The organism is Caulobacter sp. FG121, assembly GCF_057809815.1.
Window position 1 is genome coordinate 389,471 of the sequence record NZ_JBMDKR010000003.1, and the last position, 14,014, is coordinate 403,484.

11 protein-coding genes are annotated in these 14,014 nt (G+C 68.9%); 5 read left to right on the top strand and 6 right to left on the bottom strand.

Annotation, left to right across the window (positions count from 1 at the left end):
- Positions 1-31 precede the first annotated feature (31 nt).
- The 5 genes from ACODSL_RS10850 (at position 32) to ACODSL_RS10870 (ending at position 4,818) form a co-directional block, all read left to right on the top strand.
- Entirely contained in the window at positions 32-547 is a 516-nt protein-coding gene (locus ACODSL_RS10850; RefSeq protein ID WP_488900687.1) for a GNAT family N-acetyltransferase, read from the top strand.
- A gap of 203 nt (positions 548-750) precedes the next feature.
- Entirely contained in the window at positions 751-1,932 is a 1,182-nt protein-coding gene (locus ACODSL_RS10855) for a vWA domain-containing protein (protein WP_488900688.1), read from the top strand.
- Positions 1,922-2,776, top strand: coding sequence for a class I SAM-dependent methyltransferase (locus ACODSL_RS10860; RefSeq protein WP_488900689.1), 855 nt, complete (start codon positions 1,922-1,924; stop codon positions 2,774-2,776). Before ACODSL_RS10855 ends, ACODSL_RS10860 begins: the two co-directional genes overlap by 11 nt.
- 10 nt (positions 2,777-2,786) lie before the next feature.
- Positions 2,787-4,070 carry a sulfatase family protein gene (locus tag ACODSL_RS10865; protein WP_488900690.1) on the top strand — a complete coding sequence of 428 codons (1,284 nt, stop codon included), beginning with the start codon at positions 2,787-2,789 and terminating at the stop codon, positions 4,068-4,070.
- An 85-nt stretch (positions 4,071-4,155) separates the two neighbouring features.
- The gene (locus ACODSL_RS10870; protein WP_488900691.1) at positions 4,156-4,818 is read left to right on the top strand and encodes a TetR/AcrR family transcriptional regulator; all 663 of its coding nucleotides are present in this window, start codon (positions 4,156-4,158) and stop codon (positions 4,816-4,818) included.
- 13 nt (positions 4,819-4,831) lie between these two features.
- Here ACODSL_RS10870 and ACODSL_RS10875 read toward each other — a convergent pair whose 3' ends face one another.
- The 6 genes from ACODSL_RS10875 to ACODSL_RS10900 all read right to left on the bottom strand — a co-directional run bounded on the left by ACODSL_RS10875 (position 4,832) and on the right by ACODSL_RS10900 (position 14,014).
- A complete protein-coding gene (locus ACODSL_RS10875; RefSeq protein WP_488900692.1) occupies positions 4,832-5,980 on the bottom strand; it encodes an acyl-CoA dehydrogenase family protein in 1,149 nt (382 codons plus the stop codon).
- 80 nt (positions 5,981-6,060) lie between these two features.
- A complete protein-coding gene (ppc, locus tag ACODSL_RS10880) occupies positions 6,061-8,709 on the bottom strand; it encodes a phosphoenolpyruvate carboxylase (protein ID WP_488900693.1) in 2,649 nt (882 codons plus the stop codon).
- Between the two features lie 129 nt (positions 8,710-8,838).
- Positions 8,839-11,319 (bottom strand): coiled-coil domain-containing protein, encoded by a 2,481-nt coding sequence (locus tag ACODSL_RS10885; protein ID WP_488900694.1) that lies wholly within the window; start codon positions 11,317-11,319, stop codon positions 8,839-8,841.
- Positions 11,320-11,479: 160 nt separating this feature from the next.
- Entirely contained in the window at positions 11,480-11,692 is a 213-nt protein-coding gene (locus ACODSL_RS10890; RefSeq protein WP_488900695.1) for a hypothetical protein, read from the bottom strand.
- A gap of 81 nt (positions 11,693-11,773) precedes the next feature.
- On the bottom strand, positions 11,774-12,946 hold the full coding sequence (locus ACODSL_RS10895) for an MFS transporter (protein WP_488900696.1): 1,173 nt from the start codon (positions 12,944-12,946) through the stop codon (positions 11,774-11,776).
- A gap of 27 nt (positions 12,947-12,973) precedes the next feature.
- Positions 12,974-14,014: a DUF1176 domain-containing protein gene (locus ACODSL_RS10900; protein ID WP_488900697.1), complete on the bottom strand. Its 1,041-nt coding sequence runs from the start codon at positions 14,012-14,014 to the stop codon at positions 12,974-12,976.

Consider the following 14,014-nt stretch of genomic DNA (forward strand, 5'->3'; position numbering starts at 1 on the left):
CGCGCGGGCAAGCGGACGCTATTCAGGGCCCATGTCCGCCCCCACGATCCGTCGCGCCGGTCCCGATGACGCCGAGGCCCTGAGCCGCATCGGCGCCGAGACCTTCACCGAGACCTTCGGCCACCTGTATCCGCCGGAGGATCTCCGGTCCTTCCTGGACGGCGCCTACGGCCTGGAGAAGACCCGCCGCGATCTTGCCGACCCGACCAAGGCCGCATGGCTGGTCGAAGCTGACGGCGCGGTCGTCGGCCATGCGCTGGCGGGTCCCTGCGACCTGCCCCATGACGAGGTCACCCCCGACTGCGGCGAACTCAAACGCCTCTATATGATCAAGGCCTTCCAGAGCGGCGGGACCGGCTCGCGTCTGCTGGCCGAGACCTTCGCCTGGCTCGAGCAGAGTGGCCCCCGCCGCCTGTGGATCGGCGTCTGGTCCGAGAACCTCGGCGCCCAGAGGCTCTACAGCCGGATGGGGTTCGAGAAGGTCGGCGAGTACGAGTTCATCGTCGGCCAGACGCGGGACCGGGAGTTCATCCTGCGACGGGGATAACTGCGTGGTTCGAGCCCCGGATCAGGTCCGGGGTCGGCTGAGGCCTCGCTCCTCACCATGACGGGCAAAGGTGGTCGTCATCCTGAGGAGCGATCCTTCAGGATCGCGTCTCGAAGGAGGCAGGGTCAGCGCTCGAAACTGGACAAGCCGGCGGTTGCCCCCCATCCTCTGTCAAACAACCGTTCGACACCCGAGAGTCCGCCATGTTCATGCGCTTCTTCACCGAGCTACGGGACGCCAAGGTCCCCGTGACGCTGAAGGAATACCTGATGCTCATGGAGGCGATGGACAAGGACGTCGTCGACCACCGGGTCGAGGACTTCTACTTCCTGTCGCGCTCGGCCCTGGTGAAGGACGAGAAGAACCTCGACAAGTTCGACCAGGTGTTCGGCCATGTGTTCAAGGGCCTGGAGATGGTCGGCGACGAGGGCAATCCCGAAATCCCCGCCGAGTGGCTCAAGCTTCTGACCGAGAAGTTCCTCACCGACGAGGAAAAGGCCGAGATCGAGGCCATGGGCGGCTTCGACAAGCTGATGGAGATGCTCCAGGAGCGCCTCAAGGAGCAGAAGAAGCGCCACGAGGGCGGCAACAAGATGATCGGCACCGGCGGCACGAGCCCCTACGGCGCCAACGGCTACAATCCCGAAGGCGTGCGCATCGGCCAGGACAAGGGCCGTCACGGCAAGGCCGTGAAGGTCTGGGACAAGCGCGAATACAAGAACCTCGACGACAGCGTCGAACTGGGCACCCGCAACATCAAGGTCGCCCTGCGCCGGCTGCGCAAGTTCGCCCGAGAGGGCGCGCCGGACGAGCTCGATCTCGACGGCACGATCAAGAACACCTCCCGCAAGGGCTATCTCGACATCACCATGCGCCCCGAGCGCCGGAACAAGATCAAGGTGCTGATCTTCTTCGACATCGGCGGTTCGATGGACAGCCACATCAAGCTCTGCGAGGAGCTGTTCAGCGCGGCCCGGACCGAGTTCAAGAACCTCGAGTTCTTCTACTTCCACAACTGCCTTTACGAGAGCGTGTGGAAGGACAACCGTCGTCGCCAGACCGAGAAGCAGAACACCTGGGACGTGCTCCACAAGTTCCCCAGCGACTACAAGGTCATCTTCGTCGGCGACGCGACCATGAGCCCCTACGAGATCACCTATCCCGGCGGCAGCGTGGAACACTGGAACGAGGAGCCCGGCGCCATCTGGGTCGATCGCGTGACCCAGATCTACAACAACGTCGTCTGGCTGAACCCGACCGCCGAGCGCCACTGGGACTACACCCAGTCGATCGGGGTCATGAAACAGCTGGTCAACGACCGCATGTACCCGCTGACCATCGACGGCCTGGACAAGGCCATGCGCGAGCTGGTTCGTGGCCGCTGACGCCGAGCCGTCGGTCAACGCCGACCAGATCGCCTACTGGAACGCGGCGGCGGGAGAGACCTGGGTCGACCAGCAGGACCGGCTCGATCGCCAGCTGAAGCCGCTTGGCCAGACCGCCATCGCTGCGCTCGACCCGGCCGGCGATGAACGGCTGATCGACGTCGGATGCGGCTGCGGCCAGACCAGCCTGGAACTCGCCGGCGAGGTCGGCCCCGACGGGTCGGTGCTCGGCGTGGACATCTCCGCCCCGATGCTCGCCGTAGCCCGGCGACGGGCCGCCGAAGCGGGCCTGACCAACGTGCGGTTCCTCGAGGCCGACGCCCAGACCCGTGCCTTCGCCCGAGGCGGCGCCGACGGCGTGTTCTCGCGATTCGGCGTAATGTTCTTCGGCGACCCGCCGGCGGCGTTCGCGAACCTCCACCAGGCCCTGCGGCCCGGCGGCCGACTGGCCTTCGTCTGCTGGCGGCCGCTGTCGGAAAACGAATGGATGCAGCTGCCGTTGCGGGCGGCGTTGCAGCATGTGCCCGCGCCCGCCGCACCGGCCGACCCGCTCGCGCCGGGCCCGTTCGCCTTCGCCGATCCGGACCGGGTGCGCGGCATCCTGACCGACGGCGGCTTCCGGGATGTCGAAATCGACGCCCACGACGCCCTGATCGGCGGCAACACGCTGGAGGAGACGGTCGCCCTGTCCCTGCGTGTCGGCCCGCTGGGCATGATGCTGCGCGAGCATCCGGGGCAACGCGACCTGATCATCGACAGCCTGCGCGCCACGCTCGAGCCGCACGCCGGCCCCAGCGGCGTGTTCCTGCCCGCCTCCGTCTGGATCGTGACGGCTAACGCCTGAGAGACCCGCCATGAGCCGACCGCCCAACGTCATCATCATCATGGCCGACGACCTGGGCTACGGCGACCTGGGGTGCGACGGCGGAACCATCATCCGTACGCCCCACCTGGACCGTATGGCGGCGGAGGGCACGCGCTTCAGCGACTTCTACGCCAGCGCCAATCTCTGCACGCCCTCGCGCGCGGGCCTGATGACCGGCCGCTATCCGGTGCGCATGAACCTGGCGCACGAGGTGATCCAGTCGCCGGAGGATCGCGGTCTGCCGCTGACCGAACTGACGATCCCCAAGGTGCTCAAGCCGGCCGGCTACGCCAGCGCCCTGATCGGCAAGTGGCACCTGGGACATCGCGGCCAGTACTGGCCGCCCAATGTGCACGGTTTCGATGTGTTCAAGGGTCTGCCCTACAGCCACGACATGCAGCCGCTGGCCTATTTCGAGAAGGACGGCGACGCGCCGCTGACCGAGAGCCCGGTCGATTTCCCGAAGCTGACACAGCGGTTCTTCGCCGAGACGCTCGCCTTCGCCGAGGCCAATCGGGACAGGCCGTTCTTCACCCTGCTGGCCCTCACCGCGCCGCACGTGCCGCTGGTCCGCAATGACGACAGGACCTGGGATTCGCCGGCCGGCGCCTATGGTGACGTGGTCGAGGAGATCGACCGCAACGTCGGCGCCCTGCTGGACCGGCTGAAGGCGCTCGGGCTTGAAGAGAACACCCTCGTGATCTTCACCTCGGACAACGGTCCGTGGTTCGAGGGCTCGTCAGGGCCGTTCCGCGACCGCAAGGGCGGCGCGGGCTTCGACGGCGGCTATCGTGTGCCGTTCATCCTGCGGCAGCCGGGAACCGTGCCCGCCGGGGTCGTCACCGACGCCATCGCCAGCAACCTCGACCTGCTCCCGACGCTCGCCCGGCTGGCGGGGCAGACCCTGCCCGACGACCTGGAGCTGGACGGTGCGGACATCGGCGACGTGATCTACAGGGGCGCGCCTTCGCCGCACGACCAGATCATCCTGTTCGACAACACCAAGGTCGCCGCCATCCGGACGCCCGACTGGAAGTACGTCACCCGGGTCCACACGCGCGGCTGGCATCTGAACGTTGGCCGGTTCAACTACCCGCTGCTGTTCGATATCCGCCGGGATACGGGCGAGAACTACAGTGTCGCCTCGCTGCACCCCGAGGTCGTCGCGGACCTGAAGGCGCGGCACAAGGCTGCGCGGGACAAGTACGAGACGATGGTCGACCTGTTCCCGCCGTGGGTCCGCCCGTCCATCGCCGACTGGCACCCGGACTGAGGCCCGTCCAAACAGCTGTTCATCGCCCCTTGCGCGGCGACAGATCGCCCGTAAAGCTCCCCCCACGGAATGGAAGGGCTGCGTCTTGAGTCACACCGACGATCCCGGCGCGGAGTCACGCACTCCCGAGGCCGAGGCCGCCACCAAGCAGCTGGTGTTCAACGCCGCCGAGCGGCTGTTCGCGCTGCACGGTTTCCAGAACGTCTCGGTGCGCGACATCACCGCCGAGGCGGGCGTCAATCTGGCCTCGGTGAACTACCATTTCGGCTCCAAGGACGCCCTGCTGTTCGAGATCTTTCGGCGTCGGACCCAGGAGCTGAACCGCGACCGCGCGCGGATGCTGCATGAGGCCGCCGACCGCAACGGCGGCAAGCCGCCGGTGCGCGAGATCCTCACCGCCCTGTTCGCGCCGCCGCTCAAATGGCTGGACCCGTCGAACGACCGGCGTATCTCGCTGCAGTTCCTGATCCGCGCGCGCAGCGAGGGCACGGCCGAGATCCGCGAGGTGCTCGGCACGGACGTCTCGCACCTCAAGCGCTTCGCCGACGCCCTGCTGGCCGCCTTGCCCGCCCTGCCGCCGGAAGAGGTCTACTGGCGGCTGCACTTCGTGCTGGGGATGATCCACCAGAACCGCTTCATGGAGCTGGACCGGCTGCACGTCCTGTCCGGCGGCCTGACCCGCGAGGGCGAGGTCGACGCCCTGCTGGAGCGGATGCTCGACTTCGCCGAGGCGGGGTTTTTGCGCTAGTCGATTAAGGTGACTACCCGCCGCGCTTCATCGTCTCCCGCGCGATGACGATCTGCTGGACCTGACTGGTGCCTTCGTAGATGCGGAAGATCCGGACGTCGCGGTACAGGCGTTCGATGCCGTAATCGGCGACATAGCCGGCGCCGCCGAAGATCTGCACGGCCTTGTCGGCGACCCGGCCGACCATCTCCGAGGCGAAGTATTTGGCGGCGGCGGCTTCCAGCACGATGTTTTCGCCGCGGTCGCGCTTGCGGGCGCCTTCCATGACCAGGGCGCGGGCGGCCATGGCCTCGGTCTTCATGTCGGCGATCATGCCCTGGATCAGCTGGAACTGCGCCAGCGCCTGGCCGAACTGCTTGCGCTCGCCGGCGTAGGCGACGCTGTCGGCGATGAGGCGCTCCGCCACGCCCACGCACAGGGCGGCGATGTGTAGACGCCCCTTGTCGAGCACCTGCATGGCCACCTTGAAGCCTTCACCCTCGCCGCCCAGACGGTTCCAGGCCGGAACGCGGACGTTGTCGAAGGTGATGTCGTGGATCTGGGCGCCGTGCTGGCCCATCTTCTTCTCGGGTTTGCCGACCGTGATGCCGGGCAGATCGCTCGGCACGAGGAAGGCCGACACCCCGCCGCCGCCCTTCACGTCCGGATTGGTGCGGGCCATCACGGTGAACAGCCCGGCCTTGCCGGCGTTGGTGATGTAGCGTTTGGAGCCGTTCAGCACGTAGTCGGCGCCGTCGAGCGTCGCGCGGGTCTGCACCGCGGCGCTGTCGGAGCCGGCTTCCGGTTCGGTCAGGGCGAAGGAGGTGACCGTCTCGCCGGACGCGATGCCCGGCAGCCATTTGGCCTTCTGCTCGTCGGTGCCGAACATCACCAGCCCCTGGCTGCCGATGCCGACGTTGGTGCCGATCTCCGAGCGGAACGCCGGACTGGTGCGGCCCAGTTCGAACACGACCAGGCACTCGTCTTCCATCGACAGGTCGAGGCCGCCGTATTCCTCGGGGATCGAGATCCCGAACAGGCCCAGATCGGCCAGCTCCCTGATGATGCTGTCGGGCACCTTGTCGTCGTTGGCCACTTGGGCCTCGAGCGGCCGCAGCCGTTCGGTGACGAACCGGCGCAGGGTGTCGATGAACTGGTCCCGGGTTTCGGCGTCGAGGGCCATGGTGGCGCGTCCCTTGTGGAGCTTGGTGTTTCGACAGTGCAGTAAGGGAGCGGAAGCGGGAGGGGAAGCCTCCCGCAGCGTCAGCCTGTGTTCCGCAGCCCCGCCGCCACACCGGCCACGGTCAGCTGGATGGCCAGCCGCAGCTGCTCGTCCTGGTCGCCGGCGCGGCGGCGGGACAGCAGTTCCAGCTGAAGGTAGTTCAGCGGGTCGACGGCCTGGGCGGCCAGCTCGACCGACTCCTGGAGGTCAGGCCGGTCATCGAGCAGCTGGGTCCCGCCGCGGATGGCCAGGGCGACGTCCACGGCCAGCTCATGCTCGGCCCGAATCGCATCCATGATCGCGCCGGCGTTCGGCACGTCCCGGGCGAGGCCCGCGTAGCGCGCGGCGATGGCCATGTCGCTCTGGGCAAGGGCCAGCTCCATGTTCGACAGCAGGGCCGCGAAGAAATCGAACTCGCCGGCCAGGTCCGTCAGCTGCGGGATGGTCAGACCGGCGCGCGCGACGCCGCCGGCGAAGCCGAACCAGCCGGGCAGCATGAACCGCGCCTGCGACCAGCTGAACACCCAGGGGATGGCCCGCAGGTCCTCGATGGCGCGACTGGCTGTGCGCGAGGCCGGCCGGCTGCCGATGTTGAGCTGGACGATCTCGCTGATCGGCGTCGCCGCCCAGAAGAAGTCGGTGAAGCCCGGCGTCTCGTAGACCATGGCGCGATAGGCCGCGAACGAGCCGGCGGCGAGGGCGTCCATCGCCGTCGCGGCGGATGACGAGGGGCCGGTAGAGCGCCGGTCGTTGCTGGCGATCAGCACCGAGGCGACAAGGCTTTCGAGATTGCGGCGCGCGGTCGGCTGGTCGCCATACCGGCGGGCGATCATTTCACCCTGCTCGGTCATCCGCAGGCGGCCCTGCACGGTGCCGGGCGGCTGGGCCAGCACGGCCTCGGCGGCCGGCCCTCCGCCCCGGCCGACCGAACCGCCCCGGCCGTGGAAAATGCGCAGGCCGACGCCCAGCTCGTCGCAGACCGCCGCCAGCGCCGAGGCCGCACGCGCCACGCCGCGCCGGGAGGCGACATAGCCGCCGTCCTTGTTGGAGTCGGAATAGCCGACCATCACTTCCTGCACCGGCTTCGACCCGAGCAGGGCGCGGGTCAGCGGCAACTCAAGCCACTGCCGCAGAATGGCCGGGCCGTTGTCGAGGTCCTCGATGGTCTCGAACAGCGGCGAGACCCGCACGTGGGCCTGGGGGTTTGACCCGCCGCGCACGAGACCGACCTGGGCCAATAGCACCAGCGGCTCGAGGATGTCGGACAGGCTGGCGGTCTTTGAGACCACATAACCGCCGATGGCGTCGGGGCCGTACAGGGTCACCGCCTCGGCCGCCGCCTCAAGGGTCGCCAGCTCGCGCGTGGTCTCCTCGCTGTAGTCGGCGAAGGGCGAACGCAGCGGGCGCTGGTGGGCCATCTCCCCAAGGAGCAGCGCGACCCGGGCGTCTTCGTCGAGCGCCAGGTAGTCGATATCCTGTCCCGAGCGGGTGATCAGTTCAGCAACAAGCCGTTCGTGGACGTCGGCGTTCTGGCGCATGTCGATGGCCAGAAGATGGAAGCCGCAGACCCGCGCCACCTGCAGCAGCGTCGTCAGACGTGGCCCGATCAGCCGTTCACCGCCGTGTGACGCGAGCGACTCACGCACCGTCTCCAGATCCGCCACGAACTGTTTCGGGCCGTCATAGGCGGGGGCGGAGTCCGGCGGCGTGTTCGTGGCGAACGCCACCATGGCCCCGGTCAGCTTCAGCGATGTCGCGCACAGGCGGTCGAACACCACCTCCAACGCCAGTCGGTAGGGCTCGTCGGCACGGTGGATCGAGGCGTCATCCGAGGTCCGGGCCAGGTTCAGCAGCGCTTCGGACGCGCCTTCGTAGGCGTCGGAGATGGCCAGATCGGACCAGAGCCGCCGCACCTCGGCGGCATAGACATCGAGGATCACGCGGGCCTGCGAGCCCAGGGCCAGGCGCAGGGTCTCGCCCGTCACGCCGGGATGGCCGTCACGGTCCCCGCCCAGCCAGCTGCCCAGCTTGAGCATGGGCGGCACGTCCCCGCCCTCCCCGATCACGTCGCTCCAGTTTTCATAGAGGTCGATCAGGGCCGGAAGCATGGACGTGCGCACGATCGACAGCGCGTTGCGGATCTCGTCCCGTACGGTGATCTTCTCGGGCCGGTGCAGACGCGTGCGCCAGAGCAGCGCCACCTCGCGGAACAGGCTCTCGCGAATACGCTTGTCCAGGTCGACCGGCAGGTGGTGGCGGCGCAGCGCCATCAGTCGCGAGATCTCCGCCTCGCGATCGACCAGCGCCCTGCGACGCACCTCGGTCGGATGGGCTGTCAGGACAGGGACGACGTTCAGGTCCGCGAGAGCCTCGGCGCCGAGGCCCAGCGACTCCAGCGCGGCCGAGACCGTCCGGGCGGCGTTGCCATGCCCCTCGTCCTCGGCCTGACGACGGCGTCCGGCGATATCCTCGCCAATGTTGGCCAGCATCGAGTGGCAGGCGAAGGCCCGCGCCAGCAGCATGCCTTCATCGGGTGTCACGGCGTTGAACAGGAAGCCCAGGTGCGGAGCATCACCGCCCTCGGCGGCCGCCCGACGGGCGCTGCCGACCAGCGCGGCGGCATCCTCGCCATCGAGATAGCGGATCGCCTCCAGCAGGAGGTCGTCCATCAGCTTGACGTTCTGCCGCACGTGCCGGCTCGTCGGACCGGAGGCCGACCGGGGAATCTGCAAGCTGGGAGGACGCGACATGCCCATCCTTATGTCAAAGCGGGCCCTTGATCACAATCGACGGCGCCGGGCGTTGAACGTCAGTCCGGGTCAGCCGAGATCGCCCGCCGCGGCGTCGAGGAGCAGATAGGCCCGGCCGCCCTCGGAGGCCAACAGGGTCCCGGCCAGCAGGCCGCTGCGATCGCGCTCGCCGGCCTCCTCGATCATTCCGCCGAAGCGTTGCAGGAAGCGCTCGGTCTGCCCGCGCATGGCGGCGTCGGAGAACAGGCGGCGGACAAGGCGGCGGATGGCGGCCGGCGCGAGCCGGCGAACGACTTCGCGGGCGCCTTCGATGTCGCGGGTCTGAACGGCGGCGGCTATCTCGTCGATGCGGTTGCGCGGAAGAAGGGCGGCGGGGTCGATCCCCATGCCCGCGATCTCGGCGGCCATGCGTTCGGCGAGGCTCTCTGGATCGCTCTCGTCGTCGTCGATCGAGGTCAGCAGGTCCTTCCAGCTCCAGCCGCTCTCGCCGGGCTCGGGCGCGGGCTGGGGCGACGGCGCGTGGCCGCCGGCGGTTTCGAACACACTGCGGAATTCCTGATCCGTGGCTGTCGGCGTCAGCTTGAGACGTGGACGCAGGCCGGCGGCTTCGGCGGGACCGGCAGCGGCTTCAGGGGGCCTGCGAGCCGGTTCGGCGCGCTGGGTGCGGTTTGCACCGATGGCCGGCGCGGCGGTCCCTGCGGCGCCGGCGACGACGCCCATGACCTTCACGGCCTCGCTGAGCATGTCGTAGTTGCGACGGACGCGTTCCTGGAAGGCCGCGTCGATGGTCTGGGTTTCATCGGCGGCGCGGCGGGCGGCGGCCAGCAGGTCGTCCATGCTCTGTTCGACCGAGACGCGGACTTCCTCCACGCGGGCGCGGGCGGCGTCGGGCAGACGGGACGCGCGGGCGTCGACTTCACCCAGCATGTGCTCGAGTTCGCCAAGCGCCTCACGGGCGACGGAGACCCCGTGCTCCAGCTTCTGGGCCGTGACGGCGCCGGCCTGTTCGACCATCTGGGCCGACTGCTCGATGAGGTCGCGGGCCTCGGTCAGGCGCGCTTCAAAGACGGCATCGGCCTTCTGGTGCGCGGCAAAGGCAGCCTCGCTCAACTGGTCGACCCGCTGGCTGGCGGCATCCGCGTGGCCTTCGGCGACTTCCCGGGCGGCCTGGGCGGCGGAACCTAGTCGTTCGATGGCCTGCTTCAGATCGTCTTCCAGACCATCACGTTCACGCGCAGCGGCGGCGCCGAGCAGGGTTACGGCTTGGGCCGCTTCGTCGCCCAGGGCCGCGCGTTCGGCGCGGGCATGTTCGGTGAGCGCCTCGAACCGTTCGGCGGCGTCGGCGATCAGCTGGCGCAGGGCTTCGGCGCCCCTGGCGGCCTGTTCACCGAGATTGGTCGCGCCCTCGGTGGCGTGGATCATGAACTCGGACAGCTGGGCCGCGCGGCTCTCGGCCAGGGCTGCGAAATCTTCCTGATCGGCGCGCAGGGCGTGGGCGACCGTGACCAGCGAAGCCCGCTGCTGGGTCAGGCCTTCCTCGACCAGACGCATCTGGTCGCCGACGCCGACGCCGGCGGTCTCGAGGCGGGCGACCTGGCGAGCCAGATCCTCGCCGGCCACGCGGGCCGCGTCGTTGGCTTCACCGGCCGCCGCGGCCAGATCGGCGGCGCGGGCAGCCAGGGCGGCCTCGGCTTCGCGAAGCTGGGTTTCGGCGAGGTCGGAGGCCTCCGCGACCATGCGCGCCTGGCTGGTGATCGAGTCGGTGACGGCCGTCGCCCTGGCGTCGAGCTCACCGCTCAGGCTGCTGAGCTGCTCGCGTTCGTCACCCAGGGTGGAGGCCAGGTCGGCGGCGACACGGGCTGACTGCGCGGCGGCTTCGGCCAGGCGCTCGGTCTCCTCGGCCATCGCCTGGCGCAGGGCCAGCATGGTCTCGCGCGCCTCGTGGGCGGCGCCGGTGGCGCTGGCGATCTGCAGGCGGACGGACTCGATCACCGAGCCGGTCTCGGCGGCGGCCATGGCCGCGGGACCGAGGAGGCGCGACGTGCTTTCGCGGGCGCGGCGCAGTTCAGCGGCCAGCTTACGACCCTGAACCAGGGCGTAGGCGCCGACGAATACGAGCGCCGCCGGGCCAATGGCCAGGACCGTGAACAGGCCGAGCGCGAGCGGATCGTCACCAAGCGGTTCGATCTTCCACCTCCATCCCAGCGCGAACGCCACGGGCGCCACCGCCCACAGGGCGCTGACCAGAAACGCGCCGATCCAGATCGGGCTGCCGGAGGGTTCCTTGACCTTCTCGGTCCGGGCCAGCACCGCCGGCGGAAGGGGCGGCTCGGCCGCAGGGTCAACGGCATGAACGGGTGTCGGCGGCGCGGTGTCTTCGGAGGCCATTCTCACGGTCGGCGGCGCCTGCCGCATTTCCAGCTCGGCCTCGAGCGTCGGCGGCGCCTCCAGCTCGATCTTCGAGAGGGCTTCAGCGACCTGCTGCGAGGCGGCGACATCCCGGGAAGCCCGGGAAAAGTCGAACGGAGAGCGGGTCTTCCTGGCCGTCATTCGCGGGTCGTGGTCCTGCAGGGGCCGCAGAAGTCAATGGTGCGCGATCGCCGGCCCCACACCTCGCGCGCCAGGAGAAACCTAACGGTGAAACTCGCCCGCGAAAAGGGCTTGAAAAGGTTTCGTTAACGTCCGGGCGAGGATCGACCGCGGATAGACGTCAAATGTCGTGAATCCGGGCTTTTCCGGGCTTGGCGCAGGGGGCGATAGCCGGTGTCGGGGCCGGGGTGTCCGACGTTGGCGCCGTTCGCCGCGCCGTGGGCGCGTGACGTGTCGCCGCAGGCTCGCTGTCGAGCTCGATCCCGAACTGCGCGAAGGCCACGGAAGCCGCCCACAGCACCATGGCGGCGAAGATCTCAAGCAGAGCCCGCACCGGCCCGTCCCCCAACTTGCGATAGCGCTGTTATCCATCAGCGCCGCGCCGCCTTCAATCACCTGACTGGTGAAGTTTTGGTCATGTTTCGACCCTTCGCGCGGCGCGGCCCGCGACGGCCAGGCGCCAGGCGCCAACCAGACCGGTGAGCGCCAGCAGGCACATCGCGAGGTAGCCATGCTCATGAAACCTGTCGAACAGCGGGCCGCTGGCCAGGGTGGCGAGACCGACGACCAGCCCGCCCGACACGGCGGAACTTATGGTCTGGGCGGCGGAAGCGCTGTGGGGCGGGGCGTTGCGCTCGATCAGCTGCAGCGACCCCATGAACACCGCCGCGAAGCTGAGAGCGTGCAGGGTCTGCAGCGGGAACAGCAGCCACACCGGCGGCGCGAAGGCGAAGGCCGTCCAGCGCACCAATGCGGCGACGCCGCCGAGGATGACGAGACGCTCTGGCCCCAGTTTTCTGCGCAACGGCTCGCAGAACCACATGAAGGCGATCTCGGCTGCCACCCCCGTGGCCCACAGCAGCCCGACGACGGTGGCGGAAACGCCCTGGGCTTTCCAGAGCAAGGCGGAGAAGGCGTAGTAGAAGGCGTGTGTCGCCTGGATCAGGGCTGTCGAGCCGACCGCGAGAAGAAACGGTCGGTTGCGCAGCAGTTCGGAGACGCCCCGCCAGCGATCCCTGCGGCCGGGCCGTTCGCCCGTTTCGTGGACCGGATCCGACGGCAACAGGAACCGCGCGGCCAATCCGGCCAACAGACCGGCGGCGCAAATCCAGGGGATGACGATGTCAGGGCCGAAACGACCGATCAGGGCGCCCATGCCGATGTTGGCGACAACAAACGCCATCGAGCCGATGCCGCGCGGCAGGCCGTAGTTGAACCCCTCGACCCGGGCACGGCGCATCGTCAGAACGTCGGCCAACGGCACGACCGTCGACAGAAGGCTGGAGGCCATCAGCCAGAAGACCAGCCAGGGCCCGAAACCGCTGACAAGCCCGATCAGACCGTAGCTGACGCCAGCCGCCGCCCCGAACAGCATCATCGGCGTGCGGCGAAGGCGGAAGCCGTCGGCCCAGACCGCAAGCGCCGGTGCGATGAATATCCTCGCCAGCATCGGCGCGGCGAGGATCATGCCGATCTGGGACCCGGTAAGGCCGTGAGCCCGAAACCAGACCGGCATGTAGGGCAGGCTTGCCCCCGTGCCGATGAAGATCGAGCAGTAGAACAGGCCGAGCAGAGTGGCGCGAAACATGGCCTGCGCTATCAGAGTCGAGTGAACTTAGCGAACCACTGCCTGATAGAGACTGGGCCAGTCATCGCCGGGCACGCCGCTGCAGAACGGCATCACCCGCGCGGTCAGAAGCTGAAAAGCCTTGCCGTCCCAGATCCACTGGATCTCGTCGCCACAGTCGCCAAGACCCCTGCCCTTGGCGAAACTGCCGAGGATGCGGGTGTCGGGGTCGTAGTCGAGGTTCATCGGATCGCTGATCCCGCCGCCGCCATAGCCCGCGGGCAAGGGCAAGGCGATGGTCCGTGCGCCCTCCCCGTGCTCGCCGGCCAGGATCAGGTTGTGGACGGCGTTGTAGGCGCCGAGGCTGCAGACCGGCGCGTAGAGCACAACGCCGGGCGCCAGGCGCGCGATCAGCGGTTCGACATGGCGGTCAGACATGTCCTCACAGTCCGGCAGGAGACGCATCACCGCCGCCGGGACGCTCTTCGGCAGATCCGTCTGGGCGATGGCCGCGCCGGGAGCGATGCCGGGCATCGCCGGAACCGTGATGGCCTTTGGCGTTCCGGCGCCGCGGCTGAGGGCCGTGGGCGAGCCGAGCCGGCCCTGCTGCTCGTCGATCCAGATCAGGGTCGCCGCGCCGCCGGACAGCGACAGGGTCAGCGGATCCTTCTTGCGGCGGGTCAGCTTCAGCACCGCGCCGTCGCGGGCCGCGATGGCCAGCGCGCGGGCGTTGGCCGCCGGGATTTCCATGCGCCAGTAGCCGCTACCGTCCTGAACCGGGTAGAGCGCGCCGAGTCCGGGGACCGGCTTTCCGTCGACATCGAGAAACCAGGGGCCGCCGCCGACGTTGGGATCATCCTCGGCATAGACGGCGATCACCATGGACACTGGCGCGCCGGCCTCGCCGGTCCGCTCCAGCCGCAGCCAGGCCACTTCAGCCGCATCCGCGGCCGGCGTCGCGAACGCCACGCAGGTGTTGAGGTTGTCGCAGACCGCCGTCCAGTCCCGGAAGGTCTTTACCCCGCTCGCCCCGGCCGCGCCCGCCGTCAGCAGTGTCAGTCCGGCGGTCAGGGCGACGAGAGTGCGCAT

What these genes read in the sequence shown, in the direction of transcription:
- ACODSL_RS10850 (WP_488900687.1), top strand. Translation starts at nt 32, where the DNA reads ATGTCCGCCCCCACGATCCGTCGCGCCGGTCCCGATGACGCCGAGGCC.
- ACODSL_RS10855 (WP_488900688.1), top strand. Translation starts at nt 751, where the DNA reads ATGTTCATGCGCTTCTTCACCGAGCTACGGGACGCCAAGGTCCCCGTG.
- ACODSL_RS10865 (WP_488900690.1), top strand. Translation starts at nt 2,787, where the DNA reads ATGAGCCGACCGCCCAACGTCATCATCATCATGGCCGACGACCTGGGC.
- ACODSL_RS10875 (WP_488900692.1), bottom strand. Translation starts at nt 5,980, where the DNA reads ATGGCCCTCGACGCCGAAACCCGGGACCAGTTCATCGACACCCTGCGC.
- ACODSL_RS10885 (WP_488900694.1), bottom strand. Translation starts at nt 11,319, where the DNA reads ATGACGGCCAGGAAGACCCGCTCTCCGTTCGACTTTTCCCGGGCTTCC.
- ACODSL_RS10895 (WP_488900696.1), bottom strand. Translation starts at nt 12,946, where the DNA reads ATGTTTCGCGCCACTCTGCTCGGCCTGTTCTACTGCTCGATCTTCATC.
- ACODSL_RS10900 (WP_488900697.1), bottom strand. Translation starts at nt 14,014, where the DNA reads ATGCGCACTCTCGTCGCCCTGACCGCCGGACTGACACTGCTGACGGCG.